Genomic DNA, 21,465 nt, shown 5'->3' with positions numbered 1-21,465 from the left:
GGCTATCCCCTAACACTTAATTACTACCCATTCCCCAACCTGTCCGCCCTTAAACCCACGCAGCGGGCGAGGGGCTTTAATCGCGTGGTTCTGCCGCACTGCGCGGTGAAAACGGTTGCTCCCCCGCGCCCGCGTCCAGTGGGAGAGGGGACTGGGGGGTGAGGGCATGCTCCTCGTTGTCAATCCAATGTCCCATTACAGCTTTGCTCTATGTTCTTAGGCTAGCCAATCATCGTGCCGGCCACGGTATTTTCGCGGCGAGCCTCGATCACATCCTTGACGCGATTGAGTTTATCCAAAATGCGACTAAGTTGATCGATGCTCTCGATGCGGATGGTTGCCAGCAAGGTTGCCCGTCCGTGATGTTTATTATCCAATTGCTGAACTGCTTGAATGTTGATATTGCCATCAGCAATTGCATTGGTCACGTCGCGCCAGAGGCCCACTCGATCCCAAGCTTCGATGCGAATTGGTACAGGATACGATTGTTTTTCAGTCGCTCCGCCCCATTCAACATCGATCAGGCGTTCGCGGTTACGCTCATGCAAAACGTTATAACAATCCATGCGGTGAACGGTGATGCCATGGCCACGCGTTGTATAGCCAATAACCGCCTCGGGATAGACTGGATTACAACAGTGAGCGATGCGGGTATACACATCGGCCTCACCACGCACAGTAATTGTGCCTTGCTTGACCGGCTTCGCTGGCGGGGCAATCGTAGGAATCGCCGCCAGCGGTTCATCCTCGGTGTTTTTGTCGCTCAGCACCCGCTGAATTGCTTGGCGCGGCGAGAGATCGCCATTACCAATTGCCGCCAGAAAATCTTCGCTATTTTTCATGGCATTGGCGCGCAGCAACTCTTCCATGGTTGGGCGCACACCCAGGCGTTTGAGTTCTTTTTCGATTAATTCACGGCCAGCAGTGATGTTGACATCGTTTTCTTGGCGACGGAACCAGCGTTTGATATGGGTGCGTGCACCATTCGATTTAACATATTCGAGCCAGTCGCGCGAAGGGCCACGCGGCACTTTGCTGGTCACAACATCGACAATTTCGCCGTGTTGGAGTTGATAATAAAGCGGCACTGGTTTGTTATTGACGCGCGCACCGATACAGCGGTTGCCGACCTCGGAGTGAATCCGATAGGCAAAATCAATTGGGCTTGAACCTTTGGGCAAATCAATAATTTTGCCCTTGGGAGTTAGCACAAACACCTGATCGCGCAGCACATCTTCTTTGACCGACTCGAAAAACTCGGTCGGATCAAGGTCGCGCTGGCCGTTGATTGCTGAGCGCAGCCAAGCCAATTTGGTTTCAAATGATTGATCGTTGCGATTGCCAAAGCCTTCTTTATAGCGCCAGTGTGCTGCAATCCCATATTCTGAGACTTCGTGCATTTCGTAGGTTCGAATTTGCACTTCACACGGCTGCTCGCCTGGAATCACCACAGTTGTATGCAGCGAACGATACATGCTCTCTTTGGGAACAGCAATATAATCGTCGAATTCACTCATAATTGGAATCCAAGTCGAGTGGACAAGGCCCAACACACGGTAGCATTCATCAACAGTTGTAACCATCACCCGCACAGCCAATTGATCGTAAATTTGATCGAGGCTGACATTCTTGCGCTCCATTTTGCGCGCAATCGAATAGATGTGTTTGGGGCGGCCAGTTACTTCAGCTTTAATGTTATCGCGATCAAGAATCTGTTTGAGGCGGGCGATCACCCGTTGCACAATCCGTTCGCGGGTTTCGCGGCGCAAGTTGAGCTGGCGACCAATTTCGCTATACTTTTCTGGGTTCATATAACGAAACGAAAGGTCTTCAAGCTCCCACTTGAACTGCCAAATCCCCAAGCGATGGGCGAGTGGCGCATAAACTTCAAGGGTTTCACGGGCGATGCGTTGCTGCTTGTCGGGGCGCATTGGGCCAAGCGTGCGCATATTGTGCAAGCGGTCGGCCAGCTTAATCAGCACCACGCGCGGGTCATCGGCCATCGCAATAAACATCTTGCGATAGGTGATGGCTTGGGCTTCTTCGATGCTTTTGGCTTCGAGCTTGCTCAATTTGGTTACGCCATCGACGATATGCGCGACTTCGCGGCCAAAATCGGCGCGAATTTGATCGAGCGTAATTGGCGTATCTTCAACCACATCGTGCAAAAGCGCTGCTGCAACCGATTCGGGGTCGAGCTTCATATCGACCAAAATATGGGCCACTTGCACCGGATGCAAAAAATATGGCTCGCCCGATTTGCGCACTTGCGGGGCGTGAGCCTCTTTGGCTACATCCCAGGCCCGTTCGATCAGCTGAAACTCATCAAGCGGCCAATAGGTACGCATGCGGCTGATTAGCGCTTCGCTTTCATGAACTTGCGGCGAACTAGCGGGAGTGGCTGTGGTGTGTTTTGTGCTCTCGCTATGGGTAGCATCATCATTATAAGAACTAGGCATATGAGGTGCGAGGTCCATAATGACCCTCGTTTCTAGCGGCATTGCGCTGTTGTGTCGCGATCAATTTTTTGCTGATTGTAGCGAACAGATTAACACGCCCCTATACACATGTCAAGCAAATTGCATCCCATTATGACGCAGTGTGTTATGCAGTTTACCCAAAAGCCAATTGACACATTGCACAAATTAACATAGAATGGCTTTAACTCTGATTTAACACACCTCTGGTCTAAATCCAATTTGTTCGCCAACTTTTTGCCCAACCAAAAAACTCAACTCGGCAACCTGCCGAACTAGGTTTCCCCTCCTGCGATGATGCAGAATGCACCAATGAAGGCTCTCCCGCAGCGATGACGCTGGTGGTTTACCCAACGTTTCTTTGTGCTACCTGAAAATGCGCCATGGTATAGGGCAGCGTTGCTAACGCCGTCGCGTATTTGCCAACTCCCTGCGCGAAAGGAGACCTCGCATGAACCGCCTGTTGTATGACCCACGCTTTGAACATGATGCATGTGGCATTGGCTTTGTCGCTCGAATTGATGGAAAACCAACCCATGCAACAGTGAGCTTAGCCCTCGCGGCGCTTGGCAGTCTGACCCATCGCGGTGGGATTGCCGCCGACGGTCTGACAGGTGATGGCGCTGGCCTCTTAACCACTATCCCACGCGCATTTATGGCCCGTGAATTAGCTGCCCGCCGGATTTTGGCGAACCCGCAGCGGATTGCGGTTGGCATGATCTTTCTACCAACCACGAATACCGAACGCGCCCGCGAATTGATCGACGATGCCCTCGTCTGGCGAGGCTTACGACCGCTTGGTTGGCGTGAAGTACCGCTTGATCGTGAGCAACTTGGCCCAATTGCCCGTGATATTTGCCCCCAAATTGAGCAAGTATGGGTCGATCGCCCAGCCACGATGGACGACGATAGCTTTGAACGGGAACTCTACCGCGCCCGCCGCCGCGCCGAACGCACAGCCCTCGCCGAGAACATCGACCTCTACATTCCTTCACTTTCTTGTCGCACGATTGTTTATAAAGGCCTGATGCTGCCCAGTCGCTTGGCCTTGTTCTATCCCGATTTGGCCGATGCCGACTATAGCGCCAGCGCTGCGGTCTACCACCAACGCTATTCAACCAACACCATGCCAACCTGGAGCCGCGCTCAACCCTTCCGTGTCGTCAGCCACAACGGCGAAATCAACACCTTGGCTGGCAATGTGAACTGGATGCGTGCCCGCGAAGCCCATCTTTCAAGCCCGTTGCTTGGCAATGTGCGCGAACTTGCACCAATTGTCGACGAACGCGGCAGCGATTCAGCCCAATTCGATAATGTGCTAGAGCTGTTGGTGCGGGCTGGCCGCGATGTGCGCCATTCCTTATTAATGATGATGCCCGAAGCATGGGAACATATCGATGATCTCCCACAAGATGTGCGCGATTTCTACCAGTGGCACGCCAATTTGATGGAAGCCTGGGACGGCCCTGCCGCCATGACCTTCTGTGATGGCAAAATTGTTGGCTCGGCCTTGGATCGCAATGGCTTGCGCCCAGCCCGCTATATCGTCACCGACGATGGTTTAGTGGTTGTGGGCAGCGAAGTTGGCGCAACGCCAGTCGACGAAGATCGAATTATTCGCAAGGGTCGGCTTGGCCCAGGCCAAATGATCGCCGTTGATCTGATTAAAGGCCAATTGCTGGATAACACCGCGATCAAAGCGATGTTTGCAGCTCGTCAGCCCTACGGCAAATGGCTGCAAAACAAAAGCGTCGATTTGGCCGAATTGGTTGCCGCCTACACCGAAGCCGACGTTGAACTCAGCCCCGACGATCTGCTTCGTTTGCAAGCAGCCTTTGGCTATACCGACGAAAACTTGGCGATGGTGCTCAAGCCAATGGGTCGCGAAGGCGCTGAACCCATTGGCTCGATGGGCGACGACACGCCAATGGCGGTATTTTCGAACCTTGCTCGCCCAGTCTATGGCTACCTTAAACAACGCTTTGCCGAAGTAACCAACCCACCAATCGACCCCTTGCGCGAACAATTGGTAATGTCACTGTCGATTCGTTTGGGGCCACGCCACAATATTTTGATCGAACGGCCCGACCAAGCCCACCAAATTGCCTTAGCTAGCCCAATTTTGCGCAATCACGAGTTGGCAGCCTTGCGCGCTTGCCCTGATCGCAGCTTTGGCACCGCCACGTTAGACACAACTTTTCCAGTCACCGACGATGCCCAATGGATCGAACATGCGCTTGATGATTTGTGTAGCAGCGCCGACCGGGCCTTGGATAGTGGCGCAACCATTCTTGTCTTGAGCGATCGCGAAGTTGCCCCACAACGAATCGCCATCCCAACTGTCTTGGCGCTTGGCGCAGTTCACCATCATTTGATTCGGACTGGGCGGCGCTCAACCTGCTCGTTGATTGTCGAAACTGGCGAGGCTCACGAAGTGCATCATGTGGCAGTCTTGGTGGGCAACGGCGCTGAAGCCGTCAACCCATACGTTGCGATTGCCACGATTCGCGAAATTGCCAAAGAACGCTCACGCACACCAATCACCGCCGACCAAGCAGAAGACAACTATGTGCATTCGTTGGAAAAAGGCTTGCTCAAAGTGATGTCGAAAATGGGCATTTCGACCGTCGATAGCTACTGCGGAGCGCAAATTTTCGAAGCGATTGGTCTTAGCGATGCGGTCATTGCCCGCTGTTTGACTGGCACACCATCACGTTTTGGCGGAGCCGATTGGCAACGCCTAGGTCGCGAAAGCTACAAACGTCATGCCCAAGCCTTTGGCTTGGAAAAACCAGCCCTCAGCCACCCAGGCTTGTACAAATTCCGCAAGGATGGCGAATATCACGCCTTCCAGCCAGCGGTGGTGCATGCCTTGCAAAAAGCTGTGCGCGCCGCCGTCGATAATGGCGCAGATTTCGAAGCAGGCTATGCAACCTATCGCGAATATAGCGATTTGCTCAATCAACGCCAACCCTCAGACCCACGTGATTTGCTCGATTTTGTGGCGACCGAGCCAATTGCAATCGATCAAGTCGAATCAATTGAAACGATTGTCAAACGCTTCTCGACCGCCGCAATTTCCTATGGTTCGTTGAGCGCCGAAGCTCACGAAACCTTGGCAATCGCCATGAATCGCCTTGGCGGCATGAGCAATAGCGGCGAAGGCGGCGAAGATCCAGCGCGCTTTGGCACCGAAAAAGTCAGCGCGATCAAGCAAATTGCCTCAGGTCGCTTCGGGGTTACGCCAAGCTATTTGATGCACGCCCGCGAGCTGCAAATCAAAATGGCCCAAGGCTCCAAGCCAGGCGAGGGTGGCCAAATTCCTGGCAATAAAGTCACCGAAGACATTGCCCGAACCCGCCACACCACGCCCGGCGTAACCTTAATTTCGCCGCCACCCCACCACGACATCTATTCAATTGAGGATTTAGCTCAATTGATTTACGACATGCGCACGATCAACCCCACTGCTGCGGTTTCAGTCAAGCTTGTTTCAGAAATGGGTGTTGGCACAATTGCGGCAGGCGTGGTCAAAGGCGGCGCTGATGTGGTGTTGATTAGCGGCAATTCGGGCGGCACTGGCGCTTCTCCATTGTCATCAATCAAAAACGTCGGCATTCCGTGGGAAATTGGCTTGGCCGAAACCCAACAAACCTTGATGATCAACCAACTGCGCGATCGCGTTCGCGTGCGGGCCGACGGTGGCTTACGCACTGGTCGCGACGTGGTTATGGCCGCCTTGCTTGGCGCAGATGAATATTCCTTTGGCACCTCAGCGCTGATTGCCGAAGGCTGTGTGATGGCTCGCGCCTGCCACAACAACACCTGCCCAGTTGGGATTGCCACCCAGCGCCCTGATTTACGCGCTAAATTCCCGGGCAAGCCAGAGCATGTGATGGCCTTTATGCAGTTTATCGCCCAAGAAGTGCGCGAATTGCTGGCCCAACTTGGTGCTCGTAGCCTCAACGAAATTATTGGCCGCGTCGAATTATTGCGCCAACGCCAAACCAACAACCCCGACCACGATGCGCTTGATCTTAGCCCGTTGCTGGGCTTGGCCAATGCAGGCCCACGCCGCTACAACGGCATGCCCCAGTTGGTTGGCATCGATCGGCTCAATCAATTTTTGGTCGATAGTGCCTTGCCAAGCGCCAAAGCTGGTCAAGAAGTGATTATCAACGCCGAAATCACTAACGAAGATCGCTCAACCGGCATCACCTTGGCAGGCGAGTTGGCGCTGCTCAAAAATACGGGCCACGTGAGCATGAACTTTGCTGGCAGCGCAGGCCAAAGCTTTGCCGCCTTCGCCACTCGTGGCATGCAGCTCAACTTGGTTGGCGATGCTAACGATTATGTTGGCAAAGGCTTGGCTGGCGGCGAAGTCGTTATCAAGCCACGGCCCAACGCCCAATTTCTCGCTCATGAAGCCACAATTCTTGGCAACACTGCCTTATATGGCGCAACCAGCGGCAGCTTATATGCAGCAGGCCGCGCAGGCGAACGCTTCGCGGTGCGTAATAGTGGCGCAGTGGCCATTATTGAAGGCATTGGCGAGCATGGCTGCGAATATATGACTGGTGGCACGGTAGTGGTGCTCGGCAGCACCGGCAACAACTTTGGCGCAGGCATGAGCGGCGGCCAAGCCTTTGTCTACGACCCCAGCCAACGCTTCCTTGGCCGCCTCAACGACGAAATGGTGATTGCCGAACGGGTTGCCTCACCATTAGTCGCCGACCATTTGCGCGAACTGATCGAACGCCACGCGGCACTTACGGGAAGTGTCTTGGCCAACGAAATTCTCGCCAATTGGGAAGATCAGCAATCAGCCTTCTGGCACGTTGTTTCCAAGGCTGCCCACGTTGCGGCAGCCCAAAATAACCAACCAGAATTGGCCAAAGTCGCCGCTTAACGCTAGTCACTCCTTCACACACACCAAACACCAGCGATCAAGGTTGATCGCTGGTGTTTGTTTAGCGCTTTAAACACCTGCCTAGTAATGCCAAGAAGTAAAAATTTAATAAAGAATAGCTAAAGCGTAAGCATGCTCGTAAGGTTGGCGCTTTAGGCTGCTTTTAATGGGCAAGTTAGATTAAACGATCAATTCAGCTATTTGAGAACACTATGAGCGACCAACCAGTAGCAGAATCGGCTGCTTCAACCAAGCTTCAATCAGCCCTCAATGTTGAGGTTGCGTTTGCTCTCCGCCCAACCGTAACCGGCTTGGGTTTTTTATATTTGTTATTTAGCATCGCTCATGCCTTGGTGCTGCCAGCCCCAATTAAGCTGCCAATGGTGATTGTTGCGCTGCTCAGTGTGCTCTTTTTTGCTTTTTGGTGGTGGCGCTTGCAAACTTGGCGGCCATCCGCCGAATTCGCCCATCCGCTAGCAACGCTGTTTATTGTGGTTGCTGGCTTCAACAGCATTTTGCATATTTGGCTTAGCGGCGAGATTCACCAAAGCACCAATATTGCCTTTATTTTGATTGGCACTGGCTGTTTGTTGCTCTCGTGGAACTGGTTTATTGTGGGCATTGGCGCAACCTTGCTGGCGTGGCTGGCGGCAATTAGCTCATTGCCAAGCTCGCCATTAACCATGCATTTTATTTTTATGCTGGTAAGCGCCACGATTGCTGCGGCCACAATTTTGGCGATTCGCCTGCGCACCGTTCGCGGCCTGATTGCCCTGCGCATGCAAGAAAGCACCTATAAACACGAGCTGCAAGAAGCATTAATTCAAATCAAAATGAGCGAAGAGCGCTTTCGGGCCTTGGCCGAAGCCACGTCAGAGGGCGTTGTGCTGCAAGATGAAGGCGTGGTGATGGATGCCAACGAGCGCTTTGGCGAGATGTTTGGCTATCATCGCGATGAGATTATTGGCCACTCGCTGCGCGAATTTGTTGAGCCGCAATCGCTGCAAAAAGCCATGCACAAATATAAAGATGGCGATCCCTACGAGGTGACGGCGTTGCGCAAAGATGGCAGCACCTTCATCGCTTTGGTTTTAGGCACAAATCTGCCCTATAGCAACCGTGTGGTGCGGGTCGCAGCGGTGCGCGATATTACCGAACAACGCCATTTTGAAAACTTATTGCTCAGCGCCAAAGATCAAGCCGAAGCTGCCAACCGCGCCAAAAGCACGTTCCTCTCAACCGTCAGCCACGAATTGCGCACGCCACTCAACGCGATTGTGGGTTATAGCGAAATGATCTACGAAGATTTGATCGACCGCAGCATGCCCGAATTGGCAATGGATATGACGCGCATTCGCAGCGCTAGCGACCGCTTGCTCAGCCTGATCGATGGCGTGTTGACAATTACCGATCTTGATGCAGAAGTTGTGCGTTTAGAACACGAAACGATCGATTTAGCGCTGGCGATTGGCAGTATCAGCGACCAACTGCAAACCAAAGCCCAAGAAAACAAAAACACTGTTCAATTGTTGGGCAGCCAAAACTGGGGTTCGGTTGTAACTGATGATCATAAATTGCGCATGATTATCTACCATCTGCTGGATAATGCGATTAAATTTACCCACGCTGGCTTGATCAGCATCTCGGTGCAGCGCTTGCAACACGCTGCTGGCGGCTGGCTCGAAATCGCCATTCGCGATACTGGCATTGGCATCGCCTATGAACAATTCGAGCGCATTTTTGAACCGTTTGTGCAGGCCGATTCCTCGGCAACCCGCCAATATGAAGGCACTGGTTTGGGTTTAGCAGTTGGTTTGCGGCTGGCCAAAGCCTTGGGTGGCACAATCGAGCTTGATAGCCGCTTGGGCCTTGGCTCGACCTTTACCTTGCATCTGCCTGAGCATCCCCCCCACAGTAACCAACAGTTGAGCCAAATGTCCCATGCCCAAGCCTAGTGGAGCATCCCAACATAGGCTATAATCAACCTAACCGCATGAGATGAAGCGGGTAGGATTCACGCATTGCATTTAATTTCCATCACGCTTCAACATTTGCATCAAAATTGAAGATTGAACGTACATTCATTGATCTTATTCGGAGTAAAGGGAGAAGATCATGCGTCGTTTCACGTTGCTTTTGCGAGCCACCAGCTGGGTTTGGCTTAGCATTGTGGTAATTGCAGGCTGTGGCGCACCACCAAATCAAGCCCCAAGCTATCAATTTCAAGTCGTTGATGCTCAACAAAAGCCAATTTTAGCGGCCAATGTCAGCCTGCGCTGGAGCGACGAACCAACCCCATTTAGCGTCAGCCAAACTGATAATCAAGGCTTCGTTGGTGGAACGGTGATCGTTCAAGGCGCACCAGAGAATTGGTCACGGGAGTTAGTTGTGATCGCAACTGAATCCACGTTTGATTACGATACCGATTTAATGCGTGATCGAAGTACAACATTAACCGTTACGCTGGAACACGGTAAACAGGTCGAACAAACCATCACGATTGATTCAGATTAATAATTTTCAGCTTGGAGAGAAGCAATGAAATCGTTTCAACGTTGGTTAATGGCATTCTTAGGCATTAGCTGTTTAGTGCTCAGTTTTTATAGCTACACAGTCAATCACAATTTGCAGGTAATCGAGAAACGTCAGCGGGTTCAAACCGCTACCGCTGGCCAATGGTTGTGGTTCAGTTGGTACAATTGTGTTGAAGAGCTTAATTCTGGCTTAAAGGCGGCGGCTGAACCGAATCAGGCTGGTGTTCTAAACAATCTTTCAAAAGCTCAGATTTACTGTCGATCAGCAACTGAATTCATCTATAACTATAATGCCGCTTTGGTTCTTCCAATCCAGCCTTGGTGGAATTTGAATCCAACAAGACCTGATGTAATTGGTTTTGTCCGCTTGTTTGATCATTATTCAGCCCAAATAGGTCAAGTTAAGAGTGCAATTGCAACCGAAGGCTCAGTGAGTGCAGCGAATCGTGCTCGGTTGCAACAACTGCATGATGATATTAAAACATTTGCCAAGCAAATACCAGAACCTATGCTGCGAAAGGGCGATATTACTGAAATTCATGTAGCCATTGCAACCTGGTGTGGCATGGTCACCGATGTTAATGCCAAAAAAACAATTATCCTGACCGAGGATCAATATGAGGGAGTTTGTAAATAATCCCAGCAGGGTTAATTTGTCTAAGCTGGAAACTATAGTGAGAAGTGTAGGTGTGACTAAACTCAATATCTGTATTTGGCCAATATTCTAAGCAATACATTACCGTTCATTGAATTCTATAATGCTTTCAATGAGATTAATTCTATTGCCTAAGGATAGTTAAATGATGCGATATATCTTGTACAGCATAATTACTCTATTTATAGCAGGCTGTAGCTCTCAGGTTGTGGAAAAAGCTTATCCCGACCCGATGGAGATTTTGCCCTACCCGCGCGGAAGAGCGCTCGGCGAGGTTGTTGATGATGGTAGTTATTTGATTGTAGAAATGGAAACCCAAGACTCGCGCGCGCAGGTGATTGATTGGTATAAACGCCAATTCCCTGCCGATTGGCAGTACACAGAAGGAAGTCCAACCGAGGTAACGTTTTTTAAGATAGATCTGGTTGATTGTATGAATTATATGTATATTATCGATGACCCACATCATAGAAACCCAATTAACGATGGGAAATATCGATTTGTGATGAAAAGTCGGGTTCAACCAGGCTCAGTAGAATGTACGAAGAATCGATGATCACAGGTTTAATTGTGCCATATAAACGAATTATTCAAGTGTGGGCCAAAGATGGCTGAAGTTAAGTAAACTACTCAAAAATCCAACTTGACAGAGTATCGCTGGATGTGTATACTCTGCACAAATAACTTTTGTAGGAAACTACCAAATGAGCAATCATCCCGCGTTTATTATTATTAGCAACCTCCTTAGCCTCGTAATCGTCGTTATTACGCGGTCACTTTTATGTGGGAGGGGCTAACAAGCCTCGCGGGTAGTTCAAAAGAACTCAAGCCCCTCCCAATTCGGGAGGGGCTTTTTGGTTAAGTTAGCTTCTGGAGGATAAACACATGCGGAACTTGTTGACACTTCTCGTCACCATGATCACTCCTCGTCCGCAGTTTATTATTCTCCAACCCATTCCCATTTGGTCGTGTCGCGTAGGCCGTCGCCTGCGCTAGAGCGATAACCCGAAGCGTTGCAATGATTGCAACAAACCCCTGAGCAGTGTCGCTCATTCGTTCAGCTCATTGATGAGTATGTTCGCCCATCTTTTGCCTATGTTCAGCATCGGGACTGACAAGGCTTGCTTTCCTATTGCCAAAAATCGAGCGCTCTGTGGCCAATTCAACTGGAGTATTGGCCCAAGCGAGCTTATTGCTGCGATGGCCAGTCCAGCCATCCACATCTCTATGCGGGGAGCATCTATGCGTTCAGATACGATCAAACGGGGCTTTGCACGCGCACCACATCGATCACTACTCCGTGCGACAGGCCAAATCCAAGATGATAGCGATTTTCAGAAGCCGTTCGTGGCAATCTGTAATTCGTATATCGATATTATTCCTGGCCACGTCCACTTGCATGAGTTTGCCAAAATTGTCAAAGATGCGGTGCGCGCTGCTGGCGGCATTCCCTTTGAGTTCAACACCATCGGGGTTGATGATGGCATCGTCATGGGCCACGAAGGTATGCGCTATTCATTGCCTTCACGCGAGCTGATCGCCGATTGTGTTGAAACGGTGGCAGCAGCCCACTGCTTTGATGCGATGATCTGTATCCCCAACTGCGACAAAATTGTGCCAGGCATGTTGATGGGTGCTGCCCGCGTCAATATTCCCACCGTGTTTGTATCTGGTGGGCCGATGCAGGCTGGCCGCGATAAAGATGGCAATAAAGTTGATCTGATCAGTGTCTTCGAGGGCGTTGGCCAACATGCTTCTGGCCGCATCAGTGATGAACGGCTGCTGGATCTGGAGCGCAACGGCTGCCCGACCTGTGGCTCGTGCTCCGGCATGTTCACCGCCAATTCGATGAATTGTTTGTGTGAAGCACTGGGAATCGCCCTGCCATACAACGGTTCATTACTGGCCACCGACCCCGCCCGCCACGAATTAGCCCGCACCGCCGCTAGCAAAGTCCTCGAACTGCTCCGCCAGAATATTTCCTTCAGCGATATTGTCACTCCCGAATCAATTGATAACGCCATGGCGCTCGACGTTGCGATGGGTGGCTCGACCAATACCGTTTTGCACGTTTTGGCCTTGGCGCGAGAAGCTGGCTTGGATTATCCAATCAGCCGCTTTAACGAGGTTGCTGCCCGTGTGCCACACTTGGCCAAAGTTAGCCCAGCTTGGGATGGCGATCGTCAATGGCATATGGAAGATGTGCATCGCGCTGGCGGCGTGCCCGCGATTATGGCCGAACTGGCTAAAAAGCCCGATGCCCTGCACTTGAACGTGCCAACAGTGACAGGCCAAACCTTGGGCGAGCAATTGGTAGGCATCGCCAACGAAAACCCTGAATGCATTCGCCCAATCGAACATCCGCACTCGGCCCAAGGTGGTTTGTGTATCTTGTTTGGCAACTTAGCTCCCGAAGGCTCGGTGATCAAAGTTGGCGCAGTTGATCAACATCAAATGACATTTAGTGGCCCCGCCCGCTGTTTCTCCAGCGAAGAAGCCGCAACCTATGCCGCCCGTTCTGGCGAAATTCAGGCTGGCGATGTGGTGGTTGTGCGCTACGAAGGCCCACGCGGCGGCCCGGGCATGCGCGAAATGCTGGCCTTAACTTCATTGCTCAAAGGCATGCCTTTGGGTGAGCAAGTGGCCTTATTGACCGATGGTCGCTTCAGCGGCGGCACGCGCGGCCTGTGCATTGGCCATATCTCACCAGAAGCCGCCGAGGGTGGCCCGATTGGCCTGATCGAAAATGGCGACATCATTCACATCGATTTAGCAAATCGCCTGTTGGCAGTCGAACTCAGCGAAACTCAATTTGCCGAACGCCGCGCTGGTTGGCAAGCCCCAGAACGCAAACATCAACGCGGCTGGTTGGCACGCTACACCCGCTTGGTGACGAACGCCAGCAATGGCGCGGTGTTGGAAGCATAGATTATTGAAATCCTTACGCAAGGCGAGGTATACCAATGAAAACGCTAACTGGTGCTCAAATGATGTGTGAAGCGTTGATAGCCGAGGGCGTTGATGTGATGTTTGGCTATCCTGGTGGGGCAATTATGCCGTTCTACCATGCGCTGCCCGAATATCCCCAATTGCGCCATATTTTGGTGCGCCACGAACAAGCAGCTGGCCATGCCGCCGAAGGCTATGCCCGTACCAGCGGCAAAGTTGGGGTTTGTGTCGCCACCAGCGGCCCAGGCGCAACCAACTTGGTCACTGCAATTGCCGATGCCATGATGGATTCAATTCCAATCGTAGCAATCACCGGCCAAGTCGTCACCTCGTTGATTGGCAAAGATGGCTTTCAAGAAACCGATGTCACGGGCATTACCCAGCCAATCACCAAGCACAATTATTTGGTAACCGATGTGCGCGACCTGCCACGGGTATTCAAAGAAGCTTTTCATATTGCGCGAACTGGCCGCCCCGGCCCAGTGCTGATTGACGTTGCCAAAGATACCCAAAATGCCCGTGGTGTATTCGAGTATCCAGCAACTGTCGATTTGCCCGGCTACAAACCTAACTACGATGGCAATCGTCGCCAAATCAAAGAAGCCGCCAATTTGCTGAATCAGGCCAAAAAGCCTTTGATTATGGCAGGCCACGGCATTTTGCTGGGCCACGCCAGCACTGAATTGCGCGAATTCGCCGAAAAAACTGGTATTCCGGTGATCACGACACTGTTGGGCATTAGCTGTATTCCCGAAGATCATCCGCTATCGTTGGGTATGCCGGGGATGCACGGTTGGGTGCACGTCAATCGCGCGATTCAAGAATGCGATGTGCTGTTTACGATTGGTGCCCGCTTCGATGACCGCGTAACTGGCAAATTGGATAGCTTTGCCCGCAACGCCAAAATTATTCACGTTGATATTGATCCAGCTGAAGTTGGCAAAAACGTGGTAACCGCCGTGCCAATTGTCGGCGATGCCAAGCGCGTGCTGGAAAACTTGACCGAAATTGCCAACCCCAACGACCACAGCGAATGGGTCAACCATATTCGCGAGGTTCAGGCAACCCGCTCCAAGCGCCAACGCGACCCAGAAAGCGCCATGTTCACGCCGCACCATGTCTATGCAGAATTCACCCGCATTTTGCAAGGCGAATTTCGGGTTTGCACCGATGTGGGCCAGCACCAAATGTGGGCTGCTCAGCTGATCGAATATATGAAGCCACATACTCACATCACTTCTGGCGGTTTGGGCACGATGGGTTTTGCCTTGCCAGCAGCGATGGGCGTGCAAGTCGCTTGCCCCAACGAAGAAGTTTGGGCAATTGCTGGTGATGGCGGCTTCCAGATGAATTTACAAGAGCTGGCCACGGTAGTGCAAGAAAGCCTGCCCTTGAAGATTTGTATCATCAACAATGGCTACTTGGGCATGGTTCGCCAATGGCAGGAGCTTTTCCACGAACGCCGCTATTCGGCTACGCCAATGTGGAGCCCCGATTTTATCAAGTTGGCTGATGCTTATGGCATTCCTGGGGTGCGGGTCGAGCGTGCTGAAGATGTAGCCGAAGCGATTCACCAAGCGCGGGCAACCAACGGGCCATTCTTGATTGAATTTGTAGTTGAGCGCGAAGTCAACGTCTACCCGATGGTGGCTCCGGGAGCAAGCATCAGCGATATGTTCGAAGACCCCAGCGAAGTCGAAATCGAAGACGTTGTGGCAGTGAAATAGGCTCAGGAGATTTTTGTTATGAAACATACCTTAGTAGCTTTGTTACGTGACCAACCTGGGGTGCTGAACCGCTCTGTGAGCCTGTTTCGCCGCCGTGGCTTCAATATCGAAAGCTTGACCGTTGGCCACACCGAAACCGCTGGCATCTCGCGCATGACCTTGGTGATCGATGGCGATACCACTAGCGTCGAGCAAGTGATCAAACAACTGTACAAATTGATCGATGTGCTGAAGGTCAGCGACGTGACCCAAGATCCAAATGTCACCCGCGATTTGCTACTGGTTAAGGTCTATGCACCACCAGCCAAGCGCAGCGAATTGATGCAATTGGCCGATATTTTCGGAGCCAAAATCGTCGATGTCGTGCCCGATGCCATGATGATCGAACTAAGCGGCAGCCCTGAACAACTCGACCGCTTTGTTGACCTGATTCGTCCGTTTGGCATTCGCGAGATGGTGCGCACTGGCTGCGTGGCAATGACCCGTGGCGCATCGACCATCAGCGGGCCATATCAAAGCCAAGAATTTCGCGCTGCTTAATTGCATTCAACGAGGCAAACGCCTCATTATTAATAAAGGATCATGACCATGCTGCAACCAATGTTTGAAGAAGAAACCACCGCGACCGCTGATAAAGCCCACTATAGCGATGAAGATGTCAATTGGGATACCTGGTGGGGCGATTACGGCGAGACCATGGAATAAACACGGGTAGCAATTGTTCATCGTTCAACCCATTTCCTAGTTATATTGAGGAACTCATTCAATGGCAAAGCTTTATTACGATAACGATGCGGATCTTGGACGCTTGGCTGGCAAAACTGTGGCGATCATCGGTTATGGCTCACAAGGCCACGCCCACGCCTTGAATTTGAAAGATAGCGGCGTGAAGGTGGTGGTTGGTTTGCACGAAGGTAGCAAATCAAAGGCCAAAGCCGAAGCTGCTGGCTTGCAAGTGTTGAGCGTCGGCGAAGCCACCAAGGCTGCTGATGTTGTCATGGTGTTGGTGCCAGATACGACCCAAGCTCAACTTTACAGCGATGAAATTGCCCCCAACTTAAAGCCCAACGCAACCTTGATGTTCGCACACGGCTTCAATATTCGCTATGGTCAAATCGTGCCACCTGCTGGCGTTGATGTTTCGTTGATTGCGCCAAAATCGCCTGGACATCGCGTCCGTGAAGTATTTGAGCATGGCGGTGGTGTGCCTGGTTTGGTTGCCGTTTATCAAGATGCCAGCGGCGAAGCCTTGCAAAACGCATTGGCTTATGGCAAGGGTATTGGTTGTGCGCGGGCTGGCGTGCTCGAAACCACCTTTGCTGAAGAAACCGAAACCGATTTGTTCGGTGAGCAAGCGATTTTGTGTGGCGGCGTTTCGGCCTTGGTCAAAGCAGGTTTTGAAACCTTGGTCGAAGCTGGCTATCAACCAGAAGTTGCCTACTTTGAATGTATGCACGAACTCAAATTGATCGTCGATTTGTTCTACCAAGGTGGCTTGAGCTATATGCGCTACTCGGTCAGCGACACCGCCGAATGGGGCGATTACATCGCAGGCCCACGGGTCGTGACCAGCGAAACCAAAGCAGCCATGAAACTGTTGTTGGAAGAGATTCAAAATGGCGCATTCGCCGAAGATTGGATCGAAGAAAACCACACTGGCCGCGCTCGCTTCAACAAGTATCGCTCAACCGATGTTGGCCACCAAATCGAGCACGTTGGCCGCGAACTGCGCTCAATGATGCCGTTTGTCAATCCAAAAGAAATTAACCCAGGCAGTTAATTTGGGGCTAGGGGTTGGATACGTCCCCTCACCCCCTAGCCCCCTCTCCCGCACAGCGAGGCGAGGGGGAACCCAGAATTGAATGCTCCCCTCTCCCGCGTCTAGTGGGAGAGGGGCTGGGGGTGAGGGAACAAAGCCCCTCACAATGGCCCTGATTACGGAGAACTTTATGACCAGCGATTATGTACGAATTTTCGATACAACCCTGCGCGATGGTGAACAATCACCAGGCTGCACCATGCATCTGCACGAAAAGTTGGAAGTTGCCAAGCAATTGGCGCGAATGGGCGTGGATATTATCGAAGCGGGCTTTCCTGCCGCCTCACCAGGCGATTGGGAAGCAGTCAACCAGATTGCCAAGAGTGTTGGTACTGCCGATGGTCCGGTGATCTGTGGCTTGGCGCGGGCAGTCAAAAGCGACATCGAAGCCTGTGCCACGGCGATTGCGCCTGCTGCCAAAAAGCGCATTCACACCTTCCTCTCAAGCTCAGATATTCATATTGAGTATCAATTGCGCTCAACCCGCGAGGAAGTGCTGGCCAAAACCCGCGAAATGGTGCGCTTAGCTAGCTCGCTCTGCGCCGATGTTGAGTTCTCGCCGATGGATGCGACCCGTTCCGACATTGAATTTATGTATCAGATGCTGGCGATAGCAATTGAAGAAGGCGCAACAACCTTGAATATTCCTGATACCGTGGGTTATTCCACGCCTGAGGAATATGCAGCGTTACTTCGGGGCATTATCGAAAACGTACCTGGCGCTGGCGATGTAATTATCTCGACCCACTGCCACGACGATTTGGGCTTGGCGGTGGCCAATTCCTTGGCGGGAGTTCGAGCTGGCGCACGCCAAATCGAATGCACAATTAATGGCATCGGTGAGCGAGCTGGCAACGCTTCGTTGGAAGAAGTCGTGATGGCTTTGGAAACGCGCAAGCAATTTTATGGCCTGAGCACCAACATCGACACCACCCAACTAACCCCAAGCTCACGCTTGTTGAGTGCCTGCACCAACACCCAAGTGCCACCCAATAAGGCAGTTGTTGGCGCGAATGCCTTCGCTCACGAATCGGGCATTCACCAAGATGGCGTGTTGAAGCACCGTATGACCTACGAAATTATGAGCGCCGAATCGGTTGGCCAAGATGGTAATGCCTTGGTTTTGGGTAAACACTCAGGCCGCCATGCCTTCCGCCATCGGGTGCAAGAGCTGGGCTATAGCTTCGATGAAGCCACGATCAATCACTTGTTTGCCCGCTTCAAAGATGTGGCTGATCGCAAAAAATATGTTGATGATCGCGATGTTGAAGCCTTGATTACTGATGAAGCAGGTCGCCCAAGCCCAGTTTATGAATTGGAACATGTGCAATTTGCCTCAGGCGTGAATGCCATTCCAACCGCGACCGTGCGCATGCGCGGCCCCAACGGCGAGGTCAAAATTGAATCGGCGCAGGGCACAGGCCCAGTTGATGCAGTCTATTCGGCGATCAACAAAGTGGTATTGACTCCGGTTACCTTGCTCGAATTTGCGGTCAACGCCATCACCGAAGGCATCGATGCGGTTGGCGAAGTTAGCGTGAAAGTCGTCGAAGGCAAACACAAACATGTGCGCGGCGTGCTGACCGAAAAAGCAACTGATGCCAAAGTTTGGCGCGGCAATGGAGTCAATGTCGATATTATCGTTGCTGCTGCCGAAGCCTACGTTGGAGCCTTGAACAAATTGCTCAAAGCCCGCCAAGAGCGGCTTAAGCAAGAAACCACTGCCCGCATGGAAGTGGCCAGCGCTGCGCCAGGCGTGGATTTGTTCGGTGGCTCGACGCTCGGTCGTTACGAATAATTTGCGGCCTTGGTTCGCGCTGAATCAAGGCCCCTAGCCCAAACGAACTTATGAAAATTGCTTATCTCGGCCCAGCTGGTACATTCAGCGAAAAAGCAGCGTTGGAAGCGGGCGACCAACAATCCACCTATTTGCCAATGGCAAGTATGCCCGCTGTGATGACGGCTGTTGAAACTCGGGCGGTTGATTATGGCATTTTGCCAATTGAAAACTCGCTCGAAGGCGCGGTGAGCATTACGCTCGATGTGCTAATTCACGAAACGCGTTTGCGGATTTGCCGCGAAATTGTGATTCCGATTCGGCATATGTTGGTGGCCAAGCCCGATGTGCAACTCGATACGATCGAAGTGCTGTATACCCACCAACAACCGCTGGCCCAATCACGCCGTTTTATCGAACGCTGCTTGCCGAATGTGCCAACCGTGGCCACGTTAAGCACTGCTGCTGCATTGGTCGAAGCGCTCGCCGATGAGCGCCGCGCCGCCGCATTGACCACCTTGCATGCTGCCGAACGCGCCCAAGCCAATATCTTGGCCTACGATGTTCAAGATACCACCAACAATCGCACCCGCTTTGTGGTTTTGGCTCCCGAGGATGCCGCGCCAACTGGCGACGACAAGACTTCGCTGATGTTTACATCCAAGGTCAATCGCGCCGGAGCTTTGCACGAAGCCTTGGCAATTTTCGCCCAAGCTGGGATCAATTTGAGCAAAATTGAATCGCGGCCAGCCAAAGCCGAGCTTGGCGATTATGTATTTTTGGTCGACATCGATGGCCATCGTCATGAGCCAGTCGTTGCCGAAGCCTTGCAAAAGCTGGCAACCATCGCTGGGCGGGTCAAGATTTTTGGTAGTTATCCAAAGTTTCGCGGGTAAACCGCGAAGAACGCGAAGGCCGATCCACGAAGAACACGAAGGAACACTAAGCCTCAATCTGCTCACCTTCGTGCTCTTTGTGCCCTTCGTGGATCAATCGAAACTTCGTGCGAGGATTAAGACATGCAAATATTTTTATACGATACAACGCTGCGGGACGGCACTCAACGCGAAGGGCTTTCGTTATCTTTAGCCGATAAATTAAAAATCGCTCGCGAACTTGATCGCTTTGGCATGCACTATATCGAGGGCGGTTGGCCTGGCTCGAATCCCAAAGATGCAGCATTTTTTGCCGAAGCTGCCAAAATGGAGTGGAAGCACGCCAAAATTGCAGCCTTTGGTTCAACCAGGCGCGCCAATAGCAAACCAGAAACCGATGCTAATCTCAAAGCCTTGCTCGATGCCAACACACCCGTTGTGACCTTGGTTGGCAAATCGTGGACATTGCACGTAACCGAGGTGTTGGAAACCACGCTCGAAGAAAATTTGGCCATGATTCGCGATAGCGTCGCCCTGATGAAGGCCCACGGCAAAGAAGTGATCTACGATGCCGAGCACTTTTTCGATGGCTTCCGCGCGGATAATACCTATGCGCTAGCCACCATCAAGGCTGCCGCCGAAGCCGGAGCCGATTGGATTGTGCTGTGCGATACCAATGGCGGCTCACTGCCCGATTGGATCAGCGCCGTAGTGCAGCAAGTCAAGGGCAAAATCAAAACCCAACTTGGCATCCACACTCACAACGATAGCGAGTTGGCAGTAGCAAACTCGTTGGCGGCGATTGTCGCTGGTTGTCGCCAAGTGCAGGGCACGATCAACGGCTATGGCGAGCGCTGCGGTAACGCCAACTTAATTTCGATTATTCCCAATTTGCAAGTAAAAATGGGCATGTTCTGTGTGCTGCCCGACCAACTGCAACGCTTGACTGAACTTTCGCGCACGGTCAGCGAGATTGCCAATTTGAACCCCGACGAACACGCCGCCTACGTTGGCAACAGCGCGTTCGCCCACAAAGGCGGGATTCACGTTGCGGCAGTGGCCAAAGTTGAACATTCGTATCAGCATATCGACCCAGTGCAAGTTGGCAATCGCAAACGGGTGGTGATCAGCGAGCTTTCAGGCCGTGGCAACATCAAAATGCGCGCCGAAGAATTGGGTGTGGAGAGCGCAGGCCTCGAACGTGGCGTGCTCGAACGAGTTAAATTGCTCGAAAGCAAGGGCTTTCAGTTCGAAGCCGCCGAAGGCTCATTTGAATTATTGGTGCGTCGGGCCGCCGCCGATTATACCGCGCCCTTCAAATTGCTCGATGTTGTGACGATTGTTGAGCAACGGCGTGGGGTTGAGATGCAGGCCGAGGCAACGGTAAAGCTGCAAATTGGCGAGGAAATTTATCATACGGCAGCTTCGGGCAACGGCCCCGTTAACGCGCTTGACCAAGCAATGCGCAAAGCGTTGCTCTCGCGCTACCCAGAATTGGCCGATGTGCATCTCGTCGATTACAAAGTGCGGATTCTCGATTCGGAATCGGCGACTGGCGCAACCACGCGGGTGCTGATCGAGGCCGCGATGGGCGAAGAACGCTGGACAACCGTTGGCTGCTCGGAAAATATTATTGAAGCCAGCTGGCAAGCCTTGGTCGATTCGCTAGAATTGCCCTTGGTACGCGCCCAAAGCAACCAACCAGTGCTACTCAAACACGCCGAAACCGTCGCGGCGTAACGC

General features: G+C 52.2%; 13 protein-coding genes. 12 read left to right on the top strand and 1 reads right to left on the bottom strand.

Translation table 11 applies throughout. The features are described 5' to 3' along the window. Nucleotides 1-221 precede the first annotated feature (221 nt). Nucleotides 222-2,459: a RelA/SpoT family protein gene (locus ACFMKP_RS21425; RefSeq protein ID WP_382294925.1), complete on the bottom strand. Its 2,238-nt coding sequence runs from the start codon at nt 2,457-2,459 to the stop codon at nt 222-224. A gap of 469 nt (nt 2,460-2,928) precedes the next feature. On the opposite strand from ACFMKP_RS21425, the gene gltB reads away from it, so the two are divergent. From gltB to cimA, 12 genes are all read left to right on the top strand, one after another. Further along, nucleotides 2,929-7,386: a glutamate synthase large subunit gene (gene gltB, locus ACFMKP_RS21420; protein WP_382294923.1), complete on the top strand. Its 4,458-nt coding sequence runs from the start codon at nt 2,929-2,931 to the stop codon at nt 7,384-7,386. Between the two features lie 212 nt (nt 7,387-7,598). Continuing rightward, a complete protein-coding gene (locus ACFMKP_RS21415) occupies nt 7,599-9,341 on the top strand; it encodes a PAS domain-containing sensor histidine kinase (protein ID WP_382294921.1) in 1,743 nt (580 codons plus the stop codon). 160 nt (nt 9,342-9,501) lie between these two features. Further along, nucleotides 9,502-9,900: a hypothetical protein gene (locus ACFMKP_RS21410; protein WP_382294919.1), complete on the top strand. Its 399-nt coding sequence runs from the start codon at nt 9,502-9,504 to the stop codon at nt 9,898-9,900. Nucleotides 9,901-9,924: 24 nt separating this feature from the next. Beyond that, on the top strand, nt 9,925-10,557 hold the full coding sequence (locus tag ACFMKP_RS21405; RefSeq protein ID WP_382294917.1) for a hypothetical protein: 633 nt from the start codon (nt 9,925-9,927) through the stop codon (nt 10,555-10,557). Nucleotides 10,558-10,720: 163 nt separating this feature from the next. Then, nucleotides 10,721-11,131 carry a hypothetical protein gene (locus ACFMKP_RS21400; protein ID WP_382294915.1) on the top strand — a complete coding sequence of 137 codons (411 nt, stop codon included), beginning with the start codon at nt 10,721-10,723 and terminating at the stop codon, nt 11,129-11,131. Nucleotides 11,132-11,817: 686 nt separating this feature from the next. After that, nucleotides 11,818-13,503 (top strand): dihydroxy-acid dehydratase, encoded by a 1,686-nt coding sequence (gene ilvD / locus ACFMKP_RS21395; protein WP_382294913.1) that lies wholly within the window; start codon nt 11,818-11,820, stop codon nt 13,501-13,503. A 35-nt stretch (nt 13,504-13,538) separates the two neighbouring features. After that, the gene (gene ilvB, locus ACFMKP_RS21390) at nt 13,539-15,251 is read left to right on the top strand and encodes a biosynthetic-type acetolactate synthase large subunit (RefSeq protein WP_382294911.1); all 1,713 of its coding nucleotides are present in this window, start codon (nt 13,539-13,541) and stop codon (nt 15,249-15,251) included. An 18-nt stretch (nt 15,252-15,269) separates the two neighbouring features. After that, on the top strand, nt 15,270-15,791 hold the full coding sequence (gene ilvN / locus ACFMKP_RS21385; RefSeq protein ID WP_204753919.1) for an acetolactate synthase small subunit: 522 nt from the start codon (nt 15,270-15,272) through the stop codon (nt 15,789-15,791). 226 nt (nt 15,792-16,017) lie between these two features. Beyond that, nucleotides 16,018-17,031 carry a ketol-acid reductoisomerase gene (gene ilvC / locus ACFMKP_RS21380; protein WP_204753920.1) on the top strand — a complete coding sequence of 338 codons (1,014 nt, stop codon included), beginning with the start codon at nt 16,018-16,020 and terminating at the stop codon, nt 17,029-17,031. 169 nt (nt 17,032-17,200) lie between these two features. Next, nucleotides 17,201-18,868 (top strand): 2-isopropylmalate synthase, encoded by a 1,668-nt coding sequence (locus tag ACFMKP_RS21375; protein ID WP_382294909.1) that lies wholly within the window; start codon nt 17,201-17,203, stop codon nt 18,866-18,868. Nucleotides 18,869-18,918: 50 nt separating this feature from the next. Then, the gene (gene pheA, locus ACFMKP_RS21370) at nt 18,919-19,743 is read left to right on the top strand and encodes a prephenate dehydratase (RefSeq protein ID WP_382294907.1); all 825 of its coding nucleotides are present in this window, start codon (nt 18,919-18,921) and stop codon (nt 19,741-19,743) included. 123 nt (nt 19,744-19,866) lie between these two features. After that, complete coding sequence (gene cimA, locus ACFMKP_RS21365) at nt 19,867-21,462, top strand: citramalate synthase (protein ID WP_382294905.1); 1,596 nt, start codon at nt 19,867-19,869, stop codon at nt 21,460-21,462. The last annotated feature ends 3 nt before the right edge of the window (nt 21,463-21,465 follow it).

The organism is Herpetosiphon sp. NSE202, assembly GCF_042688385.1.
Lineage (GTDB): Bacteria > Chloroflexota > Chloroflexia > Chloroflexales > Herpetosiphonaceae > Herpetosiphon.
The sequence above is the reverse complement of the archived record's forward strand: the minus strand, read 5'-3'. Positions and strand labels throughout refer to the sequence as shown.

Excerpts from the sequence above, each read along its gene's own strand:
- ACFMKP_RS21410 (WP_382294919.1), top strand. The coding sequence starts at position 9,502 with ATGCGTCGTTTCACGTTGCTTTTGCGAGCCACCAGCTGGGTTTGGCTT.
- ACFMKP_RS21375 (WP_382294909.1), top strand. The coding sequence starts at position 17,201 with ATGACCAGCGATTATGTACGAATTTTCGATACAACCCTGCGCGATGGT.
- ilvN (WP_204753919.1), top strand. The coding sequence starts at position 15,270 with ATGAAACATACCTTAGTAGCTTTGTTACGTGACCAACCTGGGGTGCTG.
- ilvD (WP_382294913.1), top strand. The coding sequence starts at position 11,818 with ATGCGTTCAGATACGATCAAACGGGGCTTTGCACGCGCACCACATCGA.
- cimA (WP_382294905.1), top strand. The coding sequence starts at position 19,867 with ATGCAAATATTTTTATACGATACAACGCTGCGGGACGGCACTCAACGC.
- ilvB (WP_382294911.1), top strand. The coding sequence starts at position 13,539 with ATGAAAACGCTAACTGGTGCTCAAATGATGTGTGAAGCGTTGATAGCC.
- pheA (WP_382294907.1), top strand. The coding sequence starts at position 18,919 with ATGAAAATTGCTTATCTCGGCCCAGCTGGTACATTCAGCGAAAAAGCA.
- gltB (WP_382294923.1), top strand. The coding sequence starts at position 2,929 with ATGAACCGCCTGTTGTATGACCCACGCTTTGAACATGATGCATGTGGC.
- ACFMKP_RS21405 (WP_382294917.1), top strand. The coding sequence starts at position 9,925 with ATGAAATCGTTTCAACGTTGGTTAATGGCATTCTTAGGCATTAGCTGT.
- ACFMKP_RS21425 (WP_382294925.1), bottom strand. The coding sequence starts at position 2,459 with ATGCCTAGTTCTTATAATGATGATGCTACCCATAGCGAGAGCACAAAA.
- ACFMKP_RS21400 (WP_382294915.1), top strand. The coding sequence starts at position 10,721 with ATGATGCGATATATCTTGTACAGCATAATTACTCTATTTATAGCAGGC.
- ACFMKP_RS21415 (WP_382294921.1), top strand. The coding sequence starts at position 7,599 with ATGAGCGACCAACCAGTAGCAGAATCGGCTGCTTCAACCAAGCTTCAA.
- ilvC (WP_204753920.1), top strand. The coding sequence starts at position 16,018 with ATGGCAAAGCTTTATTACGATAACGATGCGGATCTTGGACGCTTGGCT.